The sequence below is a fragment of the Pseudooceanicola sp. NS-SX8 genome, assembly GCF_057380755.1.
Genome location: NZ_CM170819.1, coordinates 248,471 through 264,319, shown reverse-complemented (window position 1 = coordinate 264,319; position 15,849 = coordinate 248,471). Strand labels below are relative to the sequence as shown.

General features: G+C 64.3%; 18 protein-coding genes and 1 pseudogene. 5 read left to right on the top strand and 14 right to left on the bottom strand.

Features of this window, described 5'->3' with window-relative positions; translation table 11 throughout:
- The 4 genes and pseudogenes from AC2IR1_RS01120 to AC2IR1_RS01105 all read right to left on the bottom strand — a co-directional run.
- Nucleotides 1–456 carry a MarR family winged helix-turn-helix transcriptional regulator gene (locus AC2IR1_RS01120; RefSeq protein ID WP_486474446.1) on the bottom strand — a complete coding sequence of 152 codons (456 nt, stop codon included), beginning with the start codon at nucleotides 454–456 and terminating at the stop codon, nucleotides 1–3.
- A 162-nt stretch (nucleotides 457–618) separates the two neighbouring features.
- A complete protein-coding gene (grxC, locus tag AC2IR1_RS01115; RefSeq protein WP_486474445.1) occupies nucleotides 619–879 on the bottom strand; it encodes a glutaredoxin 3 in 261 nt (86 codons plus the stop codon).
- Nucleotides 880–910: 31 nt separating this feature from the next.
- Nucleotides 911–1,408 carry a ComF family protein gene (locus AC2IR1_RS01110; protein ID WP_486476464.1) on the bottom strand — a complete coding sequence of 166 codons (498 nt, stop codon included), beginning with the start codon at nucleotides 1,406–1,408 and terminating at the stop codon, nucleotides 911–913.
- Nucleotides 1,409–1,456: 48 nt separating this feature from the next.
- Nucleotides 1,457–1,654 (bottom strand): annotated as a pseudogene (locus tag AC2IR1_RS01105) (double zinc ribbon domain-containing protein); the annotation flags it as partial.
- 13 nt (nucleotides 1,655–1,667) lie between these two features.
- On the opposite strand from AC2IR1_RS01105, the gene AC2IR1_RS01100 reads away from it, so the two are divergent.
- Together AC2IR1_RS01100 and hemH are read left to right on the top strand one after the other, a co-directional pair.
- Nucleotides 1,668–2,495, top strand: coding sequence for a class I SAM-dependent methyltransferase (locus AC2IR1_RS01100; protein WP_486474444.1), 828 nt, complete (start codon nucleotides 1,668–1,670; stop codon nucleotides 2,493–2,495).
- Between the two features lie 72 nt (nucleotides 2,496–2,567).
- Nucleotides 2,568–3,620, top strand: a complete 1,053-nt coding sequence (gene hemH, locus AC2IR1_RS01095; protein ID WP_486474443.1) for a ferrochelatase — start codon at nucleotides 2,568–2,570, stop codon at nucleotides 3,618–3,620.
- Nucleotides 3,621–3,777: 157 nt separating this feature from the next.
- Here hemH and AC2IR1_RS01090 read toward each other — a convergent pair whose 3' ends face one another.
- Together AC2IR1_RS01090 and AC2IR1_RS01085 are read right to left on the bottom strand one after the other, a co-directional pair.
- Nucleotides 3,778–3,957 (bottom strand): hypothetical protein, encoded by a 180-nt coding sequence (locus tag AC2IR1_RS01090; RefSeq protein WP_486474442.1) that lies wholly within the window; start codon nucleotides 3,955–3,957, stop codon nucleotides 3,778–3,780.
- A gap of 146 nt (nucleotides 3,958–4,103) precedes the next feature.
- Complete coding sequence (locus AC2IR1_RS01085; protein WP_486474441.1) at nucleotides 4,104–4,721, bottom strand: L,D-transpeptidase; 618 nt, start codon at nucleotides 4,719–4,721, stop codon at nucleotides 4,104–4,106.
- Between the two features lie 186 nt (nucleotides 4,722–4,907).
- Between AC2IR1_RS01085 and dalA the strand changes: the two genes are divergently transcribed.
- On the top strand, nucleotides 4,908–5,462 hold the full coding sequence (dalA, locus tag AC2IR1_RS01080; protein ID WP_486474440.1) for a divisome-associated lipoprotein DalA: 555 nt from the start codon (nucleotides 4,908–4,910) through the stop codon (nucleotides 5,460–5,462).
- 120 nt (nucleotides 5,463–5,582) lie between these two features.
- Here the strand turns inward: dalA and AC2IR1_RS01075 are convergent, their stop codons facing one another.
- From AC2IR1_RS01075 to hslO, 6 genes are all read right to left on the bottom strand, one after another.
- Nucleotides 5,583–6,071 carry a L,D-transpeptidase family protein gene (locus AC2IR1_RS01075; RefSeq protein ID WP_486474439.1) on the bottom strand — a complete coding sequence of 163 codons (489 nt, stop codon included), beginning with the start codon at nucleotides 6,069–6,071 and terminating at the stop codon, nucleotides 5,583–5,585.
- A 72-nt stretch (nucleotides 6,072–6,143) separates the two neighbouring features.
- Entirely contained in the window at nucleotides 6,144–7,379 is a 1,236-nt protein-coding gene (locus AC2IR1_RS01070) for a class I SAM-dependent RNA methyltransferase (RefSeq protein WP_486474438.1), read from the bottom strand.
- A gap of 39 nt (nucleotides 7,380–7,418) precedes the next feature.
- Nucleotides 7,419–9,275, bottom strand: a complete 1,857-nt coding sequence (locus AC2IR1_RS01065; RefSeq protein ID WP_486474437.1) for an ABC transporter ATP-binding protein — start codon at nucleotides 9,273–9,275, stop codon at nucleotides 7,419–7,421.
- Nucleotides 9,276–9,350: 75 nt separating this feature from the next.
- Complete coding sequence (locus tag AC2IR1_RS01060) at nucleotides 9,351–10,508, bottom strand: CCA tRNA nucleotidyltransferase (protein ID WP_486474436.1); 1,158 nt, start codon at nucleotides 10,506–10,508, stop codon at nucleotides 9,351–9,353.
- On the bottom strand, nucleotides 10,492–11,127 hold the full coding sequence (locus tag AC2IR1_RS01055; protein ID WP_486474435.1) for a CoA pyrophosphatase: 636 nt from the start codon (nucleotides 11,125–11,127) through the stop codon (nucleotides 10,492–10,494). Before AC2IR1_RS01055 ends, AC2IR1_RS01060 begins: the two co-directional genes overlap by 17 nt.
- Nucleotides 11,108–12,127 (bottom strand): Hsp33 family molecular chaperone HslO, encoded by a 1,020-nt coding sequence (gene hslO / locus AC2IR1_RS01050; protein ID WP_486474434.1) that lies wholly within the window; start codon nucleotides 12,125–12,127, stop codon nucleotides 11,108–11,110. Before hslO ends, AC2IR1_RS01055 begins: the two co-directional genes overlap by 20 nt.
- A gap of 79 nt (nucleotides 12,128–12,206) precedes the next feature.
- On the opposite strand from hslO, the gene AC2IR1_RS01045 reads away from it, so the two are divergent.
- Entirely contained in the window at nucleotides 12,207–12,638 is a 432-nt protein-coding gene (locus AC2IR1_RS01045) for an NUDIX hydrolase (RefSeq protein ID WP_486474433.1), read from the top strand.
- Between the two features lie 11 nt (nucleotides 12,639–12,649).
- Here AC2IR1_RS01045 and AC2IR1_RS01040 read toward each other — a convergent pair whose 3' ends face one another.
- Nucleotides 12,650–13,915 carry a PP2C family protein-serine/threonine phosphatase gene (locus AC2IR1_RS01040; protein WP_486474432.1) on the bottom strand — a complete coding sequence of 422 codons (1,266 nt, stop codon included), beginning with the start codon at nucleotides 13,913–13,915 and terminating at the stop codon, nucleotides 12,650–12,652.
- Nucleotides 13,916–14,124: 209 nt separating this feature from the next.
- Here AC2IR1_RS01040 and AC2IR1_RS01035 point away from each other — a divergent pair, with 209 nt between their 5' ends.
- Nucleotides 14,125–14,448, top strand: coding sequence for an Hpt domain-containing protein (locus AC2IR1_RS01035; protein ID WP_486474431.1), 324 nt, complete (start codon nucleotides 14,125–14,127; stop codon nucleotides 14,446–14,448).
- 15 nt (nucleotides 14,449–14,463) lie between these two features.
- Here AC2IR1_RS01035 and ilvA read toward each other — a convergent pair whose 3' ends face one another.
- Nucleotides 14,464–15,699 carry a threonine ammonia-lyase IlvA gene (ilvA, locus tag AC2IR1_RS01030; RefSeq protein ID WP_486474430.1) on the bottom strand — a complete coding sequence of 412 codons (1,236 nt, stop codon included), beginning with the start codon at nucleotides 15,697–15,699 and terminating at the stop codon, nucleotides 14,464–14,466.
- Nucleotides 15,700–15,849: the final 150 nt, after the last annotated feature.

The following is a 15,849-nucleotide window of genomic DNA, read 5'->3' as shown; positions in this document are numbered from 1 at the left end:
CTATGGCCCTTCCCGCCGATCCTCATCCAGCTTGCCACGCAGCTCCCGCAGGACCGGCAGCATGGTGCGAACCTTTTCCTCGGTGATCTCATCGACGATCCCGGCAAAGAGCGGCGCCACGGCAGACAGGGCGGCGTCACGCGCCTGTCGCCCCGCCGGACTGATCGCGACCATCTTGCGCCGTGCATCGTCCCAGTCGGGGCGAATATGCACATATCCCGCCCACTCAAGCTTGCTGAGCGTGTTCGTCATCGCCCCGCGTGTCACGTGGAACGTCTGGGCCAGCTGCGCCGGGGTCCGTTCCGTCCCCGCCCGCGCAAGGTGGTTCAGGACGGAGAAATGCGACAGCTCCATCCCCTTGGGCAGCACCTTGGACAGCCGGTTGCGGATCATCTGATCGACCGCGAGGATCTCGGAGAAGAGGGCGATCGCCAGGGAATTGCGCGGACCTTCCATCAGCGTTCAACGCACGTCTTGTGCCGCGGCACCGCGAAGGCCCCGCCGCACGACGGACCCGAGGCACACCACCCGGGCGCAGGGGCGCGCCTGCGCAAGTTCACGCAGCGCCCCACTGGGCGCACCTTGACGAAACGGACCCCACACCGCGCAGTCCAACGGTCAATCCATGTTCAGCAGAGCGTCAAGCTTGCCTGCGTTTTCAAGAGCATAAAGGTCATCAAACCCGCCGACGTGAACATCGCCGACGAAGATCTGCGGCACAGTCGTCCGGCCGGAGGCACGGCTGATCATTTCCCCCCGCCGGTCGGGCTGCGCGGAAATGTCGACCTCTGAGTAGGTCGCATTCTTCTCGGCCAGCAGGCGCTTGGCCGCGTGGCAGAAGCCGCAGGTGGGCTTGGTATAGATTTCGATGGGCTGCATGACGGGCTCCGCTTCGGGTTCGCCCGGTAACCTATGCGCCTTTGCCGACCCGCGCCAGTGCCAGAACCGTCACCGATGCTGCGCCCCCCGCCATGCAGGCCTCCGTTGCGGCCGAAAATGTCGCCCCGCTTGTCAGCACATCGTCGATGATCAGGACAGGCTTCCCTTCCAACGCCTTTGCCCACTGCGGATTGACGGCGATCCGCCCCCGCAGCACCTCCCTGCGCTCCTCCCGGCCGCGTCCATCCAGCGATGGCGTCGCCCGTGGCCGTTCCAGCAAGTCGGCGGCATCCACGGCCCCGAGGTGCGCAAGCTCCCGCACCAGGCGCCGGGACAGGAGGGCAGATTGGTTGTAGCCACGCCTGACCCGCCGGATCCAGTGCAGCGGGATCGGTGCAACCAGACTATCCGGTACGATGATTTCTGCAGCGGTTTCCGCCATCCAGGCCGCCGCCGGCGCCGCGATGTCCTGCCTGTCGCCATGCTTGAGCCCCAGCACCAGTTTCCGCGCCATGCCTTCGTAGAGCATGACAGCCCTGCCCCGCGCCCAGGGGGGAGGCTCCTTCAGGCATTGGTCGCAATGGGCCACCTCACCCGGGTTTCCCCCCGGCAGGGGCAGACCGCACCCATCACAGACCAGGCCCCCGATGAAGGGGGTCTCGCTCCAACAGGCGCCGCAAAGGCCGAAGTCGCTTTCAACCAGTCCGCCGCATCCCAGGCAGCGCGGCGGATAGATCAGCCGGAACGCCGTTTGAACTGCACCCGCGAAAGTCATATCTATCCCGATCATGACGCACCCGATCCTCACCGACACGACAGCGCTTGCGCGCAACAGGGCCCGCGCCCGGCCGGACGCCCTCTTCCTGCATGAGCGCGCCGCGCTGGACCTGCAGGATCGACTGGACATGGTTAAGCGAACGTTTACGGATCCGCTCCTCGTCACGCCCTATCCCGACTATTGGGCGGACCTTGCCGCCGACTTTCCCATCCGACCCAAGATCCTGCCGGCGAACGAGCTGCTGGACGCGGAGGAAGGCGCCCATGACCTGGTGATGCACGTCTTCGACCTTCACTGGTCCAACGACCCGGTGGGCCAGCTGATCCAGTGTCGCCGCGCCCTGCGGCCAGACGGGCTTCTGCTGGCCGTCTTCTTCGCCGGCCGGACCCTGACGCAGCTGAGGGAGTGCCTGGGCCAAGCGGAGATCGAGGTGACCGGCGGCCTTTCCCCCCGCATAGCCCCCTTCGGAGAGATCCGGGACCTCGGTGCGCTTCTGCAGCGCGCGGGATTTGCCCTGCCCGTGGCCGACAGTGACCTTGTCGAGGTGACCTATTCCTCCCCGCTGAAGCTGCTGTCCGACCTGCGCGCCATGGGCGAGGGCAACGCGCTCAACGAAAGACTGCGCAAGCCGACGCGGCGCGCGGTCTTCATGCGGGCCATGCAGCTCTACCTCGAAGCGCATGGAGATGACGAGGGACGGGTTCCCGCGACCTTCGAGGTCGTCACCCTGACCGGCTGGGTCCCCCATGAAAGCCAGCAACAACCCCTGCGCCCCGGATCCGCCCTCTCGTCCCTGGCGGATGCGCTAGGCACATCCGAGAAGCCGCTGAAGCCCTGAGCGAAGCATGATGCATTGACCCGGCGCAGGAACCCTCTATCTCCGGGGACGACAGATTTCAGGAGAGGCTCCATGACCGACGCCATCCGGCCAGACCACGGCCCAGAAGACCACCCGATGATCCCCCGCGAAAAGGTCGGCGTCCTGCTGGCCAACCTCGGCACGCCGGACGGAACCGATTACTGGTCCATGCGCCGCTACCTGTCGGAATTCCTGTCCGACAAACGTGTGATCGATTACCCCAAGTGGAAGTGGCAGCCGATCCTGCAGGGCATTGTCCTGACGATCCGTCCGTTCAAGTCCGGCGCGGCCTACAAGACGATCTGGAACAACGAGGCGGACGAATCTCCGCTGATGACGATCACCAAGAAGCAGTCCGCCGCCATCTCCGCCGCCCTGGAAGAGCGCTATGGCGAGGGCATGGTCATGGTCGACTACTGCATGCGCTACGGCAATCCCTCCACCCAGTCCGTGGTGAAGAAGATGGTCGCGGCCGGCTGCACGAAGATCCTGTTCTGCCCGCTCTATCCGCAATACGCAGGGGCCACGACGGCCACCGCGAATGATCAGTTCTTCCGCGCCCTGCTGGAGGAACGGTGGCAGCCCGCCAGCCGCACCCTGGCGCCCTATTTCGACAGCCCCGCCTATATCGAGGCCCTCGCCGCGTCGGTGGAGCGCGCCTATGGCGAGATGGAGGAACAGCCCGACATCCTCGTCTGCTCCTACCACGGCCTGCCCGAACGCTACCTGACCGAAGGCGATCCCTACCATTGCCACTGCCGCAAGACGACGCGGTTGCTGAAGGAGCGGATGGGTTGGGACGACGACCAGATCACCACGACCTTCCAGTCGAAATTCGGCCCGGAAGAGTGGCTGAAGCCCTATACGGTCGAGGAAGTCGCGCGCCTGGCGGAACGCGGGAAGAAGAAGATCGCGGTGATCGCCCCCGCCTTCTCCGCCGATTGCATCGAGACGCTGGAGGAGATCAACGAGGAAATCCGTGAAAGCTTCGTCCATGCCGGCGGGGAGAGCTTCTCCTACATTCCCTGCCTGAATGACGACGAAGAGCATATCGCCGCCCTCGCCTACGAAATCGAACGTAACCTTCAGGGTTGGATCGACTGACGGCGATCAGCAATGCCCTGCCGACGATGCAGGGCATTCTTCGCATCTCTTTGCCGGGAAAGCCGGACAGGCGAGACAGCCGTTGCCCGAAACCTCGGGACAAATAAAAAAGGCGGTGGGAAGCCACCGCCTTTTCTAAATCTTTCCGTCGACCGGATCAGTCGGCGATGGCGAAAGCCACGACTGCCAGCAGGATCAGCGGCAGGATGATGCCGGCGGAAGAAGAGGTGGTCTCTTCGACGACGACGGGTGCTTCGATGACCGGCTCAGAGTAGGCGCCAGCGGAAGCGGTGGTTGCAGCTGCGGCCAGAGCGGCGGCGAGAACGAGTTTTTTCATTTTATCCTCCAGATAAAGACCGACCGACAATTAGACATACGTCGACCGGCACCCAAGACTTACCTCGTGATTCCGTCATACGCGTGCTGACCGTCCAATTGCAATTGGCAAGATCGGTAACATCCACACCCGACAGGGAAATGTCGTCAAATAAGCAACACCTGCGTGCCCACCTTGGTCAGCTCGTAAAGCTCCAGGATGTGCTCGTTGTAGAGGCCGATGCAGCCGTTGGAGGAACGGCGACCGATCTTGCGGGTATCATGGGTCCCGTGGATCCGGTAGTAGGTCCAGCTGAGGTAAAGTGCCCGCACGCCCAGAGGGTTATCCGGCGCGCCGCCTTCCACCACGTCGGGCCACTCGGGATTGCGCTTCTTCATCGAAGGCGTCGGGCGCCAGGTCGGGTTTTCAACCTTCTGGATGACGGAGGTGCGACCGCGGCGGGTCAGTTCATCGCTCACCGGGACCGAAGTCGGGTAAAGTTTATAGATCGACTGATCCTCGGACCAGAAGTGCAGGGCACGGCTGTCGATGTCGACCAGGATCGCACCGTTGCGGGTGTTGTCGAAGTAGGGCCGCCAGTCGAGCGACCGGAAGGAAGAGATGTTGCGACGGGCGGTTTCATTCGGGTCGCGCTCCACCTCGGTCGAGTTTTCGAAGGGCGTGCTGTAAGAGGCGCTATGCTCCTGCGCGATCGCGGGCGTGGCGAGGGCTGCGGCACTTCCGGCAAGGAAGGCACGACGCGTTTGGGTCTTGGGGAAGCTCATTTTCATCTCCGTATCCGACGTAGCCCGCAGGCTCCGGACAGTCGGCAGCACCATATGGCGTCGCTGCCTCAGTCGCAATTCAAACTAGTGTCATTGAACCGCCTCACGCCCATGTGCGTTTGAAAACACGACTGCGCCGCGTTAAGCGGTTTCAACGACACATCTCACCAACCCGGCAGACCCCGTATGCGTTTCATTCTTCTGATCATCCCTGCCCTTTTCATGCTGTCCGCCTGCGTGACACCCCAGCCATCGGAGCCGCCCAGACTGGCCGCTGACGGCAAGCCGCTGCCGAAGCTCTACCGTATCCCGGCCTCCGGCAAGAACCGGATCCCCTACGAAGTGCTGGATTCGGTCAACACACTGCGCGCCGCCGCAGGCGCGGCACCTGTCCAGCTGGACAGCCGGCTGACCGCCGCCGCCGCCACCCATTCCAAGGACATGTCCAACCAGAACCGCCCTTGGCACTTCGGCTCCGACGGGTCCTCCCCCATCGATCGCGTGCAACGCGTGGGCTATCCGGGTGGGCTGATCGGCGAAAACATCTCCGAAACCTACGAGACCGAGATGGAAACAGTGTCTGCCTGGATGGATCAGGACGATACGCGCCGCGTGCTGCTGTCCAAACGGGCCACCGACATGGGCTTTGCCTGGTACCAGGAATCCAGCGGCAAGATCTGGTGGACCCTGATCATGGGCGCGCAGGGCGCGGTGGAGCCGGACCAGGCCCCCGTAAACTGATCGACGTCTTCCGTACATGTGAAGGGGCGGCCAGCAGGCCGCCCCTTTTCGTTTCCAACACGCCCCGATTACAGACTTCAACAGCCCCCGGAACAGGCTCCTGAACGGGCCGCTGTTCCGTCAGGCGTAGATGTAGATGGGCGTCCCCAGACCGACCATCATGTAGATCTCTTCCATTTCCTTGTCGGAAACGGCGATGCATCCAGCGGTCCAGTCGCGCGGCGCCTTCCGGTATTTGTCCGGCTTGCCGTGGATGAAGATATCACCACCCGGTTTGCGCCCCTGCTCCTCCGCGAAGGCGCGGTCGGCTGCATTGGGATAGCTGATGCCAATCGACAGGTAGAACTTGGAATTGGGATTGCGCCGGTCGATCCGGTAGGCCCCTTCCGGGGTCTTGCCGTCGCCTTCGAACTGCTTGTGTCCTTCCGGCGCAAAGCCGAGGCCCACGTCGTAGGCCTTCAGAACCTCGTTGTCGTGCAGAAGATACATCTTCCGCATGCTCTTCATCACCTGGATCCGCGTGACCTCTGGCCCGCGGTAGGTCTGAAACCTTGAACAGGCCGCGGCAAAAGCTGCCACAGCCATGGAAATCACTGCCCGTCTCTTCATTGAACCGCTCTCTAGGGGGTTTTCGCCCTTGTACCAGCGCGGCACCGCCCCCGGGAAGTCACAACCCGCCGTTCACGCGGAGTTGAGCGAGAAACCTGTCACCATTTCGACATGCCCCGACCAGCGGAACTGGTCCACCACCAGAAGCGGCGCCATCGCATAGCCGGCCTCCAACAGGATCCGCGCATCCCTGGCAAAGGTGACGGGGTTGCAGGACACCGCGGCAATCACCGGAACCCGGGCCTCTGCCAGGGCGCGGGTCTGGGCCTCCGCACCGGCGCGGGGCGGGTCGATCACGGCTGCATCGACGCCTCGCAGATCCTGCGCATCCATGGGATCACGGAACAGGTCGCGGTGCGCCGCCTTCAGCGCATGCAGGCCGCCTGCCCGCCGCCAGCCTTCCTGCAGCGCGGCCGTCATCGCGCGATCCCCCTCGACCGCCAGGACCTCTGCGCGTTCCGACAGCGGCAGCGCAAAGGTGCCACAGCCGGCGAAGAGATCCGCGATCTTCTTCGCGCCCGCGGTGATCCGCAGCACCTCTTCCAGAAGTGTCGCCTCTCCGTGGTGGGTGGCCTGAAGGAAGGCGCCGGGCGGCGGAACGACCTGCGCGCGACCGAACCGCTGCACCGGGGGGCTGAGCGTGACGATGACCTCGCCCTCCCAGGACAGGCGCGCCAGCCCCAGCTCCTGCGCGGTGCCGGTCAGGGCAATGCGCAGGGATTCGTCCAGCGGCTTGCCCCCCGTCACCGCGACATCCAGCCCGGCATCGGACAACGTGGCCAGGACAGAGAGTTCCCCCTTGCGGGCGGCGCCAGCGACGGCAAGCGCCTGCGCCACGGGCAGGGCACGCATCAGATCCGGATGCAGAAGCTGGCAATCCGGAACCTCGACAATCGCGCCGGATGCACGACCGTGGAACCCGGAAATCGCACCGGATTTTGTCCGCCGCGCGGAAAGGGAAGCCCGACGCCGGGACCGGGCGGGCGATGTCGCCACGCCGGAGATCTCCGCCTCGATACCCTGGGCCTTCAGCGCGGTTTCGACGATCCCGCGCTTCCAGGTGGCCACGTAATCGTCCCCGGCGTGCTGCACGGCACAGCCCCCGCAGGATCGGAAGTGTCGGCACGGGGCCGCGATCCGGTCCGGCGACGGCTCCAGGATCTTGACGTTTTCCAGTCGGTCGCCCTTCGGCGTCCCGCTGACACGTTCCCCGGGCAGGGTCATCGGCGCAAAGACGGCGCCCCCCTCCGCGCGGGAAGTGATGCCATCTCCGTGGTGTCCAAGTCGTTCGATCAGAAAATCCTGCATGGCGCGCCTCCTAGCGCAGGGCGGCGCGCCAGCAAAGACCTATTCGGCTGCCGCGTCCTTCTGCTCCTCGTCGTCGGTCACGAGGAAACCACCCGATTGCCGGGCCCAGTAGCGCGCGTAAAGCCCGTCTTGTTCCAGCAGCTGGCTGTGCGACCCGATTTCGGCAATCTCGCCATCATGCAGCACGACGATCCGATCCATGTGAGAGATCGTGGAAAGCCTGTGCGCGATCGCCAGCACCGTCTTGCCTTCCATGACGCGTTCCAGCGCCGATTGGATCTGCGCCTCGACCTCGCTGTCCAGCGCCGATGTCGCCTCGTCCAGCACGAGGATCGGGGCATCCTTCAGGATGGCCCGTGCTAGGGCGATCCGCTGCCGCTGCCCCCCCGAAAGCTTCACCCCGCGTTCGCCCAGGCGTGCCTCGTAGCCCGTGCGCCCCTCCAGATCGATCAGATCCTCGATGAATTCATGCGCTTCGGCCTTGTCGGTGGCATCCATCAGGTCGTCTTCGGTCGCCTCGGGACGGCCGTACATGATGTTGTCCCGAGCGGAGCGATTGAACATCGACGTATCCTGCGTCACCAGCGCGATATTGCGGCGCAGGCTGTCCTGCGTGACGGCGGAGATGTCCTGCCCGTCGATGCGGATCGCGCCCTTTTCGGCGTCGTAGAGGCGCAGCAAAAGCGACACGAGGGTCGACTTGCCCGCCCCGGACGCACCGACAATGCCCAGCTTTTCCCGAGGTCGGATCCGCAGATCCAGGTCCTTCACACCGCCCTTTTCCTGACCGTAGGCAAAGGCGACGTGGTCGAAATGGATCTCCCCCTCGGTGACCACCAGGTCCGTCGCGCCCGGTTTGTCCTGTAGCCGGACGGACCGGCCGAGCGTGCGCATGCCGTCTTCGACCTCACCCACGCTGGAATAGATGTTCATCAGGGCAAAGCTGACCCAGCCGGTCATCTGTGCCACCCGAACGGCAACCGCCCCGGCAGAGACGATTTCCCCCACCGTTGCCTGACCGACGGACCAGAAGGCCAGCGCGCCACCGACCAGAAGCACAGGAAGAACTCCCCCCATGACCGTCAGGATCGCCCGGAACATGGTGGAGACGCGGCCGAAATCCAGCGCGGACAGGCGGAACCCCTCCAGCGCGTTCAGGGCCGCCTGGTCTTCGTGATCAGTGTGGGCAAACAGCTTCACCGTCTTGATGTTGGTGATCGTGTCGACGACGACGCCGGACACCATCGACCGGGCTGCGGCCCGCTTGGCCGACCTGGCGCGGATCCGCGGCATGAAGTGCCGAATCAACAGGAAATAGCCGACCAGCCAGACCAGGAAACCAACGCCGAGCCAGCCGCTGATGGAGGCGACAAGGGCGATCGACCCGATCAGCGTGGCCAGTGCAAAGGCCACGACGTTGATCATTTCGAACGCAACATCGGTCATCGCCCGCGAGGTCTGCATCTGCTTCTGGCTGATACGGCCCGCGAAGTCGTTGTCGAAGTAGACGACGGACTGCCCCATGGTCCAGCGGTGCACGCGGCTGAGAACGAGGGTGAACAGGTTGGGCTGCAGGATCATCGAGGTCGCCGCGGTCGACAGCCCCATGAACAGCGGGCGCGCCACCAGGAAGAACACCAGCGACCCGATCAGCAATGGCAGGTTCGAGGCGGAGAAGAACTCCCCCGGACCGGTTTTCTGCGCCCCGTCCACGACGTAGCCCAGGATCCAGGAGGTGCTTGCATCGGCGGCCCCGGAGAGCGCGGCCAGAACCGCCCCAAGGGCCAGACCCGGCCAGGCACCCTTCAGGCACCAGCCCATGAAGGCCAGCAAGGTCGTAGGTGGCGGGCCGTCGGCATGCTGATACGGCGAGATGAGATCGGAGGGTTTGAACATGGGAGAGCCCCTTTCGCCCCCTTATCCATGCACTTTACATGCAATTCAAGCGTGGCGATGCGCCAAATCCGAAGGTTAGAGTGCAGCGAGCAAGGCTTCGCCATCCATCGAGAAACCCGACGAAATCCAAAGCACCTCTGCCCGCCTCAGCGCCTCTCCCAGCTGTTTGCCCTGGAATCTGGGGATCAGGTCTGCGGCCTTAAGCGGAAAGACCTGCGCCGCGCCGAAATCAGCTTCGCCGAAAGCACCCGGCATCAGGGGCTGCTCCAGCAGCGACGCCCGCAGCAAAAGCATGGCGCGGGCTTCCGCGGCGCCATGGCGATAGCCCAGCTCGGCGGGGCCGGCTGTCCCGGCCGCTTCCTCTCTCAGCGTGGCAACACGGGCTGCCTGTTTCTTCGACAGTCGCAGGGCATCCCCCGGATCCTCCCCGCCAAGCGCGGCAAGGCGCAGCACCGCGTCGGGTGAAAGGCCGGCCTGTGCCTCCAGATGCACCAGCGGGCCAAGCGCACGGATTCCGGCCCCCGGCAGGACGTGCATCCAGACACCCGCATGATCCATCGCCGCAGCAGAGGGCACGGGATCGGCAACGCCCAGCAGCTTCATGACCTCGGCCCCGACCCTTTCGCGCGACAGGGTATCAAGGCCATCGGCATTCGCGGCAATCGCCGAAAGCGCATCCGGGTCCATGCCCGCGTCAGGATCCCCGAACCGCGCATGAAACCGGAAATAGCGCAGGATCCTCAGGTAGTCCTCGCGTATGCGCTGCTCCGGATCGTCTATGAAACGCAGCCGCCGCGCCGAAAGATCGGCCAGGCCGTTCCCAAGGGGATCCATCACCCGGCCCTGCGGATCGGCATAGAGGGCGTTCATGGTGAAGTCGCGCCTGTGGGCATCCTCCAGCATGGTATCGGCAAAGGCCACGACTGCGTGGCGACCATCGGTTTCCACGTCCCGCCGGAAAGTTGTCACCTCGTGCGGGATCCCGCCGGACAGGACGGTGATCGTGCCATGGTCGATCCCCGTGGGAATTTCCTTCAGACCGGCAGCGCGGGCAAGGCGCTGTACCTCTTCAGGGCGGGCATCGGTGCAGATGTCGATATCACCGACCGGAAGCCCCAAAAGCGCATCCCGAACACAGCCACCCACGAACCAGGCCTGCCACCCGGCGCCGGTCAGCGCCTCGCAGACGGCACGGGTCGCATCCGTCCGCAGCCAGTCACCGGAAATCTGCATTGCCGGGCCTCTCGTCCTTCACGGTTTCCGCCAGAACCCGCAGCATCCGCGCGGTTGCGCCCCAGATGTAATAGGGGCCCCAGGGCACCGTGAAGTAGTGCCGCATCGACTTCTGCCACCGACGGGACTGAACGGAGTAATTCCCGAGATCCAGCAGATGCGACAGGGGAACACGGAAGATCTCTTCCACCTCGCCAGGTTCGGGCCTTTGCGTGAAAGGTCCCGTGACACGGGCGATGACGGGCGTCACCTGAAAGGCCGTGACCGTGCGATGGGTCGGCAGGCAGCCCAGCACCTCCACCCTGGAAGGCGGAAGGCCGATCTCCTCCTCCGCCTCGCGCAGGGCGGCGGCAACGACGTCTGCGTCATCCTCTTCCTGCTTGCCGCCAGGAAAGGCGATCTGGCCGGGGTGATGTTTCAGTCGCGATGATCGCTTGGTCAGGATGACCACGGGCCCGTCCGCCGCATCTTCCAGTGCGCAAAGGACACCTGCCGGTCGGGTCTTCACGTTGGCCAGAAGCTGCGCATCGTCGTTCAGATCGAAATCCGACGACGGTTCCGTGGCGCGGGACAGCGCCACGGACAGGGTTTCATAGGGATCAGTCCCGAGGAAGCTCATTGCCCAGGGCATCCTTGCCTTCCGCCTCGAACCCCACGGTGGCGGGGTCCAGAACGTAATGCGCGCCACAGAACTGGCAATCGGCGGTCACCGTGCCCTCGGGCGTGGTCATCGTCTCGATATCCTTGGCGGAATAGATCGACAGAGACTGGCGCACCTTGTCTTCGGAGCAGGAGCAGCCGAATTTCACCGGCTGCGCATCGAAGACCCGGGGCGTTTCCTCGTGGAACAGGCGCAGCAGCAGGTCGGTCGGCGCGATGGTGGGCCCGATCAGTTCCAGCTGTTCGACGGTGTCGAGGTGGAAGTTCACCCGATTCCAGTTCTCTTCGGTCTCTCCCTCGACCAGGTCGGCCGCCATCAACTGCCCCTTTTCACCGGAGCCCTCGCCATTCGCGACATGCATCCCGGCCTGCGGCATCATCTGCAGCATGACCCCACCGGCGCGCCAGTGTTCCTCTCCGCCCGCTTCCCGGGACAGGCCGTAGGACAGGTTGAACCGCGTCGGGATCTGCTCGGACTGCGCAAAGTAGCCTTCAGCGCAGGCCCGCAGGGAGCCACCGGTCAGCGGCGAAATCCCCTGGTAGGGCTGCATGCCCTTCCCCTGGTCGATCAGGATCGCGAAATAGCCTTCGGACCCAAGTTGGGAGAAGGGATCGCTGCCGGAAACCTTGTCCTTGTCGTAGGACGCATAGGCCCGGATACGGGCCGGTTCGCCCTCTTCCGAGGGGCCGTAGTAGTCGGTCGCGATCATGCGGACGGCGCCGCCCTTGGTCTGAACCTGCAGGGACAGTTTCCAGCGCAGCTTGATCGTCTGGCCGATCAGCGCGGTCAGCAGGGCCATCTCGGCCACCAGCGCCTCCACCTGGGGCGGGTAGTCGTGCTGCTTCAGGATACCGTCCAGCACCCCGTCCAGCCGCGCCACGCGGCCACGGATGTCGGCATTGTCCAGTTGGAAGGGCAGAACGGTGTCGTCCCAGGCGATCTTGCTGGTGAGGGTCATGGAATTGGTCCTATCCGCTTGCTCTTGGCATAACCCGGTGCCACCTAAGGGGCAAGCGAGGCCGCTTCAAGGAAAAGCCATGCGCCGATACGGCAATCCTCCCCTGTCCGACACGCAATACGGGCTCCGCCCCGGGGCCTATGCGATCCTGCCACGTGACGGAAAGCTGCTGCTGACCTTCCAGGCACAGCCGGAACCCGAATTCCAGCTGCCCGGCGGCGGCATCGATCCGGGCGAAGGTCCCGTCCAGGCCCTGCACCGCGAGGTCTGGGAAGAAACCGGTTGGACGATCGCGGCGCCCCGGCGCATCGGTGTCTACCGGCGCTTCGTCTGGATGCCCGATTACGACATGTTCGCCGAAAAGCTCTGCCATATCTACCTGGCGCGCCCGGTCATGGCGAAATCCGAACCCTTCGAACCCGACCATACCGCCGTCTGGATGGCGCCCGAAGTGGCCGCCGACATGCTGGCCAGCGAAGGCGACGCCGCGATCCTGAAGCAGTTCCTGTAACGACCCCGGCGTCAGCCGCCCTGCCCGTCCCGCTGCGGATCCGGGTATTCAAGAAGCACCGCGGAAATGTCGTCCGGAAATTCTTCCAGCCCGGCAAAATCCGACAGGCGCCAGACCAGCCCCTCCAGGAACGAGGTGCCGCCGATCCCCCGAAGATCCTCCATGATCCCGAAAAGGCCCTGCGTATCCAGCAGGTTCTGCTGCGGGTCGGGGCATTCGGTAATCCCGTCGGACTGGATCAGCAGCCGGTCACCCGGTTTCAACTGCAGTTCGACCTGATCAAAGGGCATGTCCGGCAGAAGACCGATCGGCGCGCCGCCGCGACCGATCTCTTCCAGGCGCCCATCCGCATGTTGGAGCACCGGATGCGGATGCCCCGCTTGGACAAGCGAGACCCGCCCGGTTTCGACCTCCATGTGGGCCAGGACCATCGTGAAGTAATGCTCGGTTGTCATTTCCCCCAGGACCAGCCGGTTCAGCCAGGCTGCAACCTCGGCCGGAGGGCGCGGAATGTAGCCGCCCCCGATGCGGGGCCGCAGCGCGACGTTCTGCTCCGGTGCGGCGGACGACAGGTAGCCGGCCAGCCGCGCCGTCATCAGGGCAGAGCTGATCCCGTGGCCGGACACATCCAGGGCAAAGCAACCGAAACGATCCTCGTCGATGGGATAGTAGCCCACCAGGTCCCCGCCAACCCGGCCCGCAGGCCGCAGCAGCAGGGAAATGCGCATCGGTCCGAAGGCGCGGTGGCGTTCCCGCACAAGGCTCTGCTGCAGTTTCTTCGCCTCTATCAGATCGCTGTCGATCAGCTCATGGGCCGCCTGCAGTTTCGACAGGGTCTGGCGGATGATCCGGTTCTTCTCGGTCAGCTCCGCCTGCATGTCCAGGATCCGCTCCCCCGCGTTCAGGCGCGCGCGCAGCTCTGCCTTGTTCACAGGCTTGGTCAGGAAGTCATCCGCCCCGGCATCCAGCCCCTCCGCCGCGTGGAATTTCTCGTTCTTCGAGGTGAGCAGGATGAAATAGCCATAGTCCTCCCTCCGCAAGGATCTGAAGCGCTTGCAGAATTCCAGCCCGTCCATGCCGGGCATCATCCAGTCGCTGATCACCAGGTCCGGGCGCCAGTCCCGGCAAATCTCCAACGCCTCACCGCCACAGGAGGCCTCTCGCAGGTCGTAGCCCCATCCGTTCAGGGAGGTCGCAAGGATGCGTCGCTGCAGGCGGCTGTCGTCCACGAGAAGGACACGCCGCTGCCCGGCCTGGCTTCGACCCTGTCCCACCATGGTCCGCTCCTGCGCTGTCTGTTCCGAGCCTTGCTGCACCCTCGCCTACCGCTTGCTTCCCGCCGGCACGTCGGACCGGAAGCCGCAGCCTTAGGGTCGCACGTTTAAAGCCCGCTTAAAGAGAAAGTTTTCGGGAAAGGGCCTGAAAGGACTTCAGCCGAAGTTAAGTTCGGCCCCCTAGGATCTGCCCGCTGCAGCAGGAGGATGCCATGATCAGCTGGTCCCAGGTAACGGAGCTTCGCGAAGACGTCGGGCACGAGGAATTCGACGAGGTGGTCGAGATCTTTCTGGAGGAGGTAGAGGAAACTCTCTCTGCCCTTGCCCATGACGCCCGCCTGGAACAGGTGCTGCACGCCCTGAAGGGATCGGCCCTGAACCTGGGCTTTTCGGATTTTGCCGCCCTGTGTGCAGAAGGGGAGGCAATGGCGGCCTCCGGTGTCGGTGATGCGGTGGATCTGGGTGCAATCCGAACAAGTTACGCCGAAAGCCGCGCGATTTTCCTGGCCGAGCTTCCGGCAAGGATCGCCGCCTGACCCCGCCCCTTCGGGTCAGATCAGGAATTCTGCCAGCACCGGGTCCTTGGTGATGTCGCGATAGGTAAAGCCCGCCTCGTCCATCTTCGCGGTGAGCGTGGCCAGGTTGGCGGCGGTCTTCGTTTCGATCCCGATCAGCACCGAGCCGAAGTTTCGCGCCGATTTCTTGAGGTATTCGAAACGGCTGATGTCGTCGTCGGGGCCCAGCATCTCCAGGAAATCGCGCAGGGCGCCGGGCCGCTGCGGCAGGCGCAGGACGAAGTACTTCTTGATCCCGGCATAGCGCTGCGCGCGTTCCTTCACTTCCGGCAGGCGTTCGAAATCAAAGTTCCCGCCCGAGGTGACACAGATCACCCGCTTGCCGGCAATCTCCTCCTTCAGGTCCTCCAGCGCGTTGATCGACAGGGCGCCTGCGGGTTCCAGAACCACGCCCTCGACGTTCAGCATATCGAGCATGGTGATGCAGATACGGTCTTCGGGCGCGGCAAGAACATGGGCCAGGGGCACGTCATTCAAACGCGCAAACGGCTTAGCCCCGATTTTTGCCACGGCGGCACCGTCAACGAAATTATCCTCTATCCTGATGGCCTTGGGCGCCCCCTCGACCAGCGCGGCCCGCAGGGATTTGCCGCCCTCCGGCTCCACGAAGCGGTAAGCGATGCGATTGCCGAAGTAGCTGCGCACGCCAGAGGCCAGCCCCCCGCCGCCGACGGGCAGGACGATCATGTCGGCAAGCCCCGGCAATTGCGCCTCGATTTCCGCCGCGACGGAGGCCTGCCCCTCGATCACGTCGACATCATCGAAGGGGGCCAGGAAATGCCCGCCACTTTCGGCGCAATAGCGCTGCGCCTCGGCCAGGGTGTCATCGAAATAGTCGCCAACCAGGCGGATCTCTATGAAATCTCCGCCGAAGATGCGGGTCTTATCGATCTTCTGCTGCGGCGTCGTCACCGGCATGAAGACCACGCCCGGCACTTCGAAATGCCGGCACATATAGGCCATGCCCTGTGCATGGTTGCCCGCGCTGGCACAGACAAAGGCGGAAACCTGTCCGTTTTTCAGAACCTTGCGCATGGCGTTGAAAGCCCCGCGCAGCTTGTAGCTGCGCACCGGGGAGAGGTCTTCACGCTTCAACCAGATCTCTGCCCCGTACTTGGCGGAGAGGTGATCATTGCGCAGCAGGGGCGTTGCGGGGAAAACCTCTCGCATCGCTTCCATTGCATCCCGGGCGGCCTGAATGAACTGATCCATGCGCCAGAGGTGCCGCAGGACGCGGCCTTTGGCAAGCCTGTGGCAGGCCCGGAAGGGCCTAAAGTCAAGTATGCAAGGCGCTTTCGCGGGGCTTCGCTTGCCCTGCCCGGCAAAACCCGCTATCGCCGCTCTCGCATCCGCAAGAGGGAA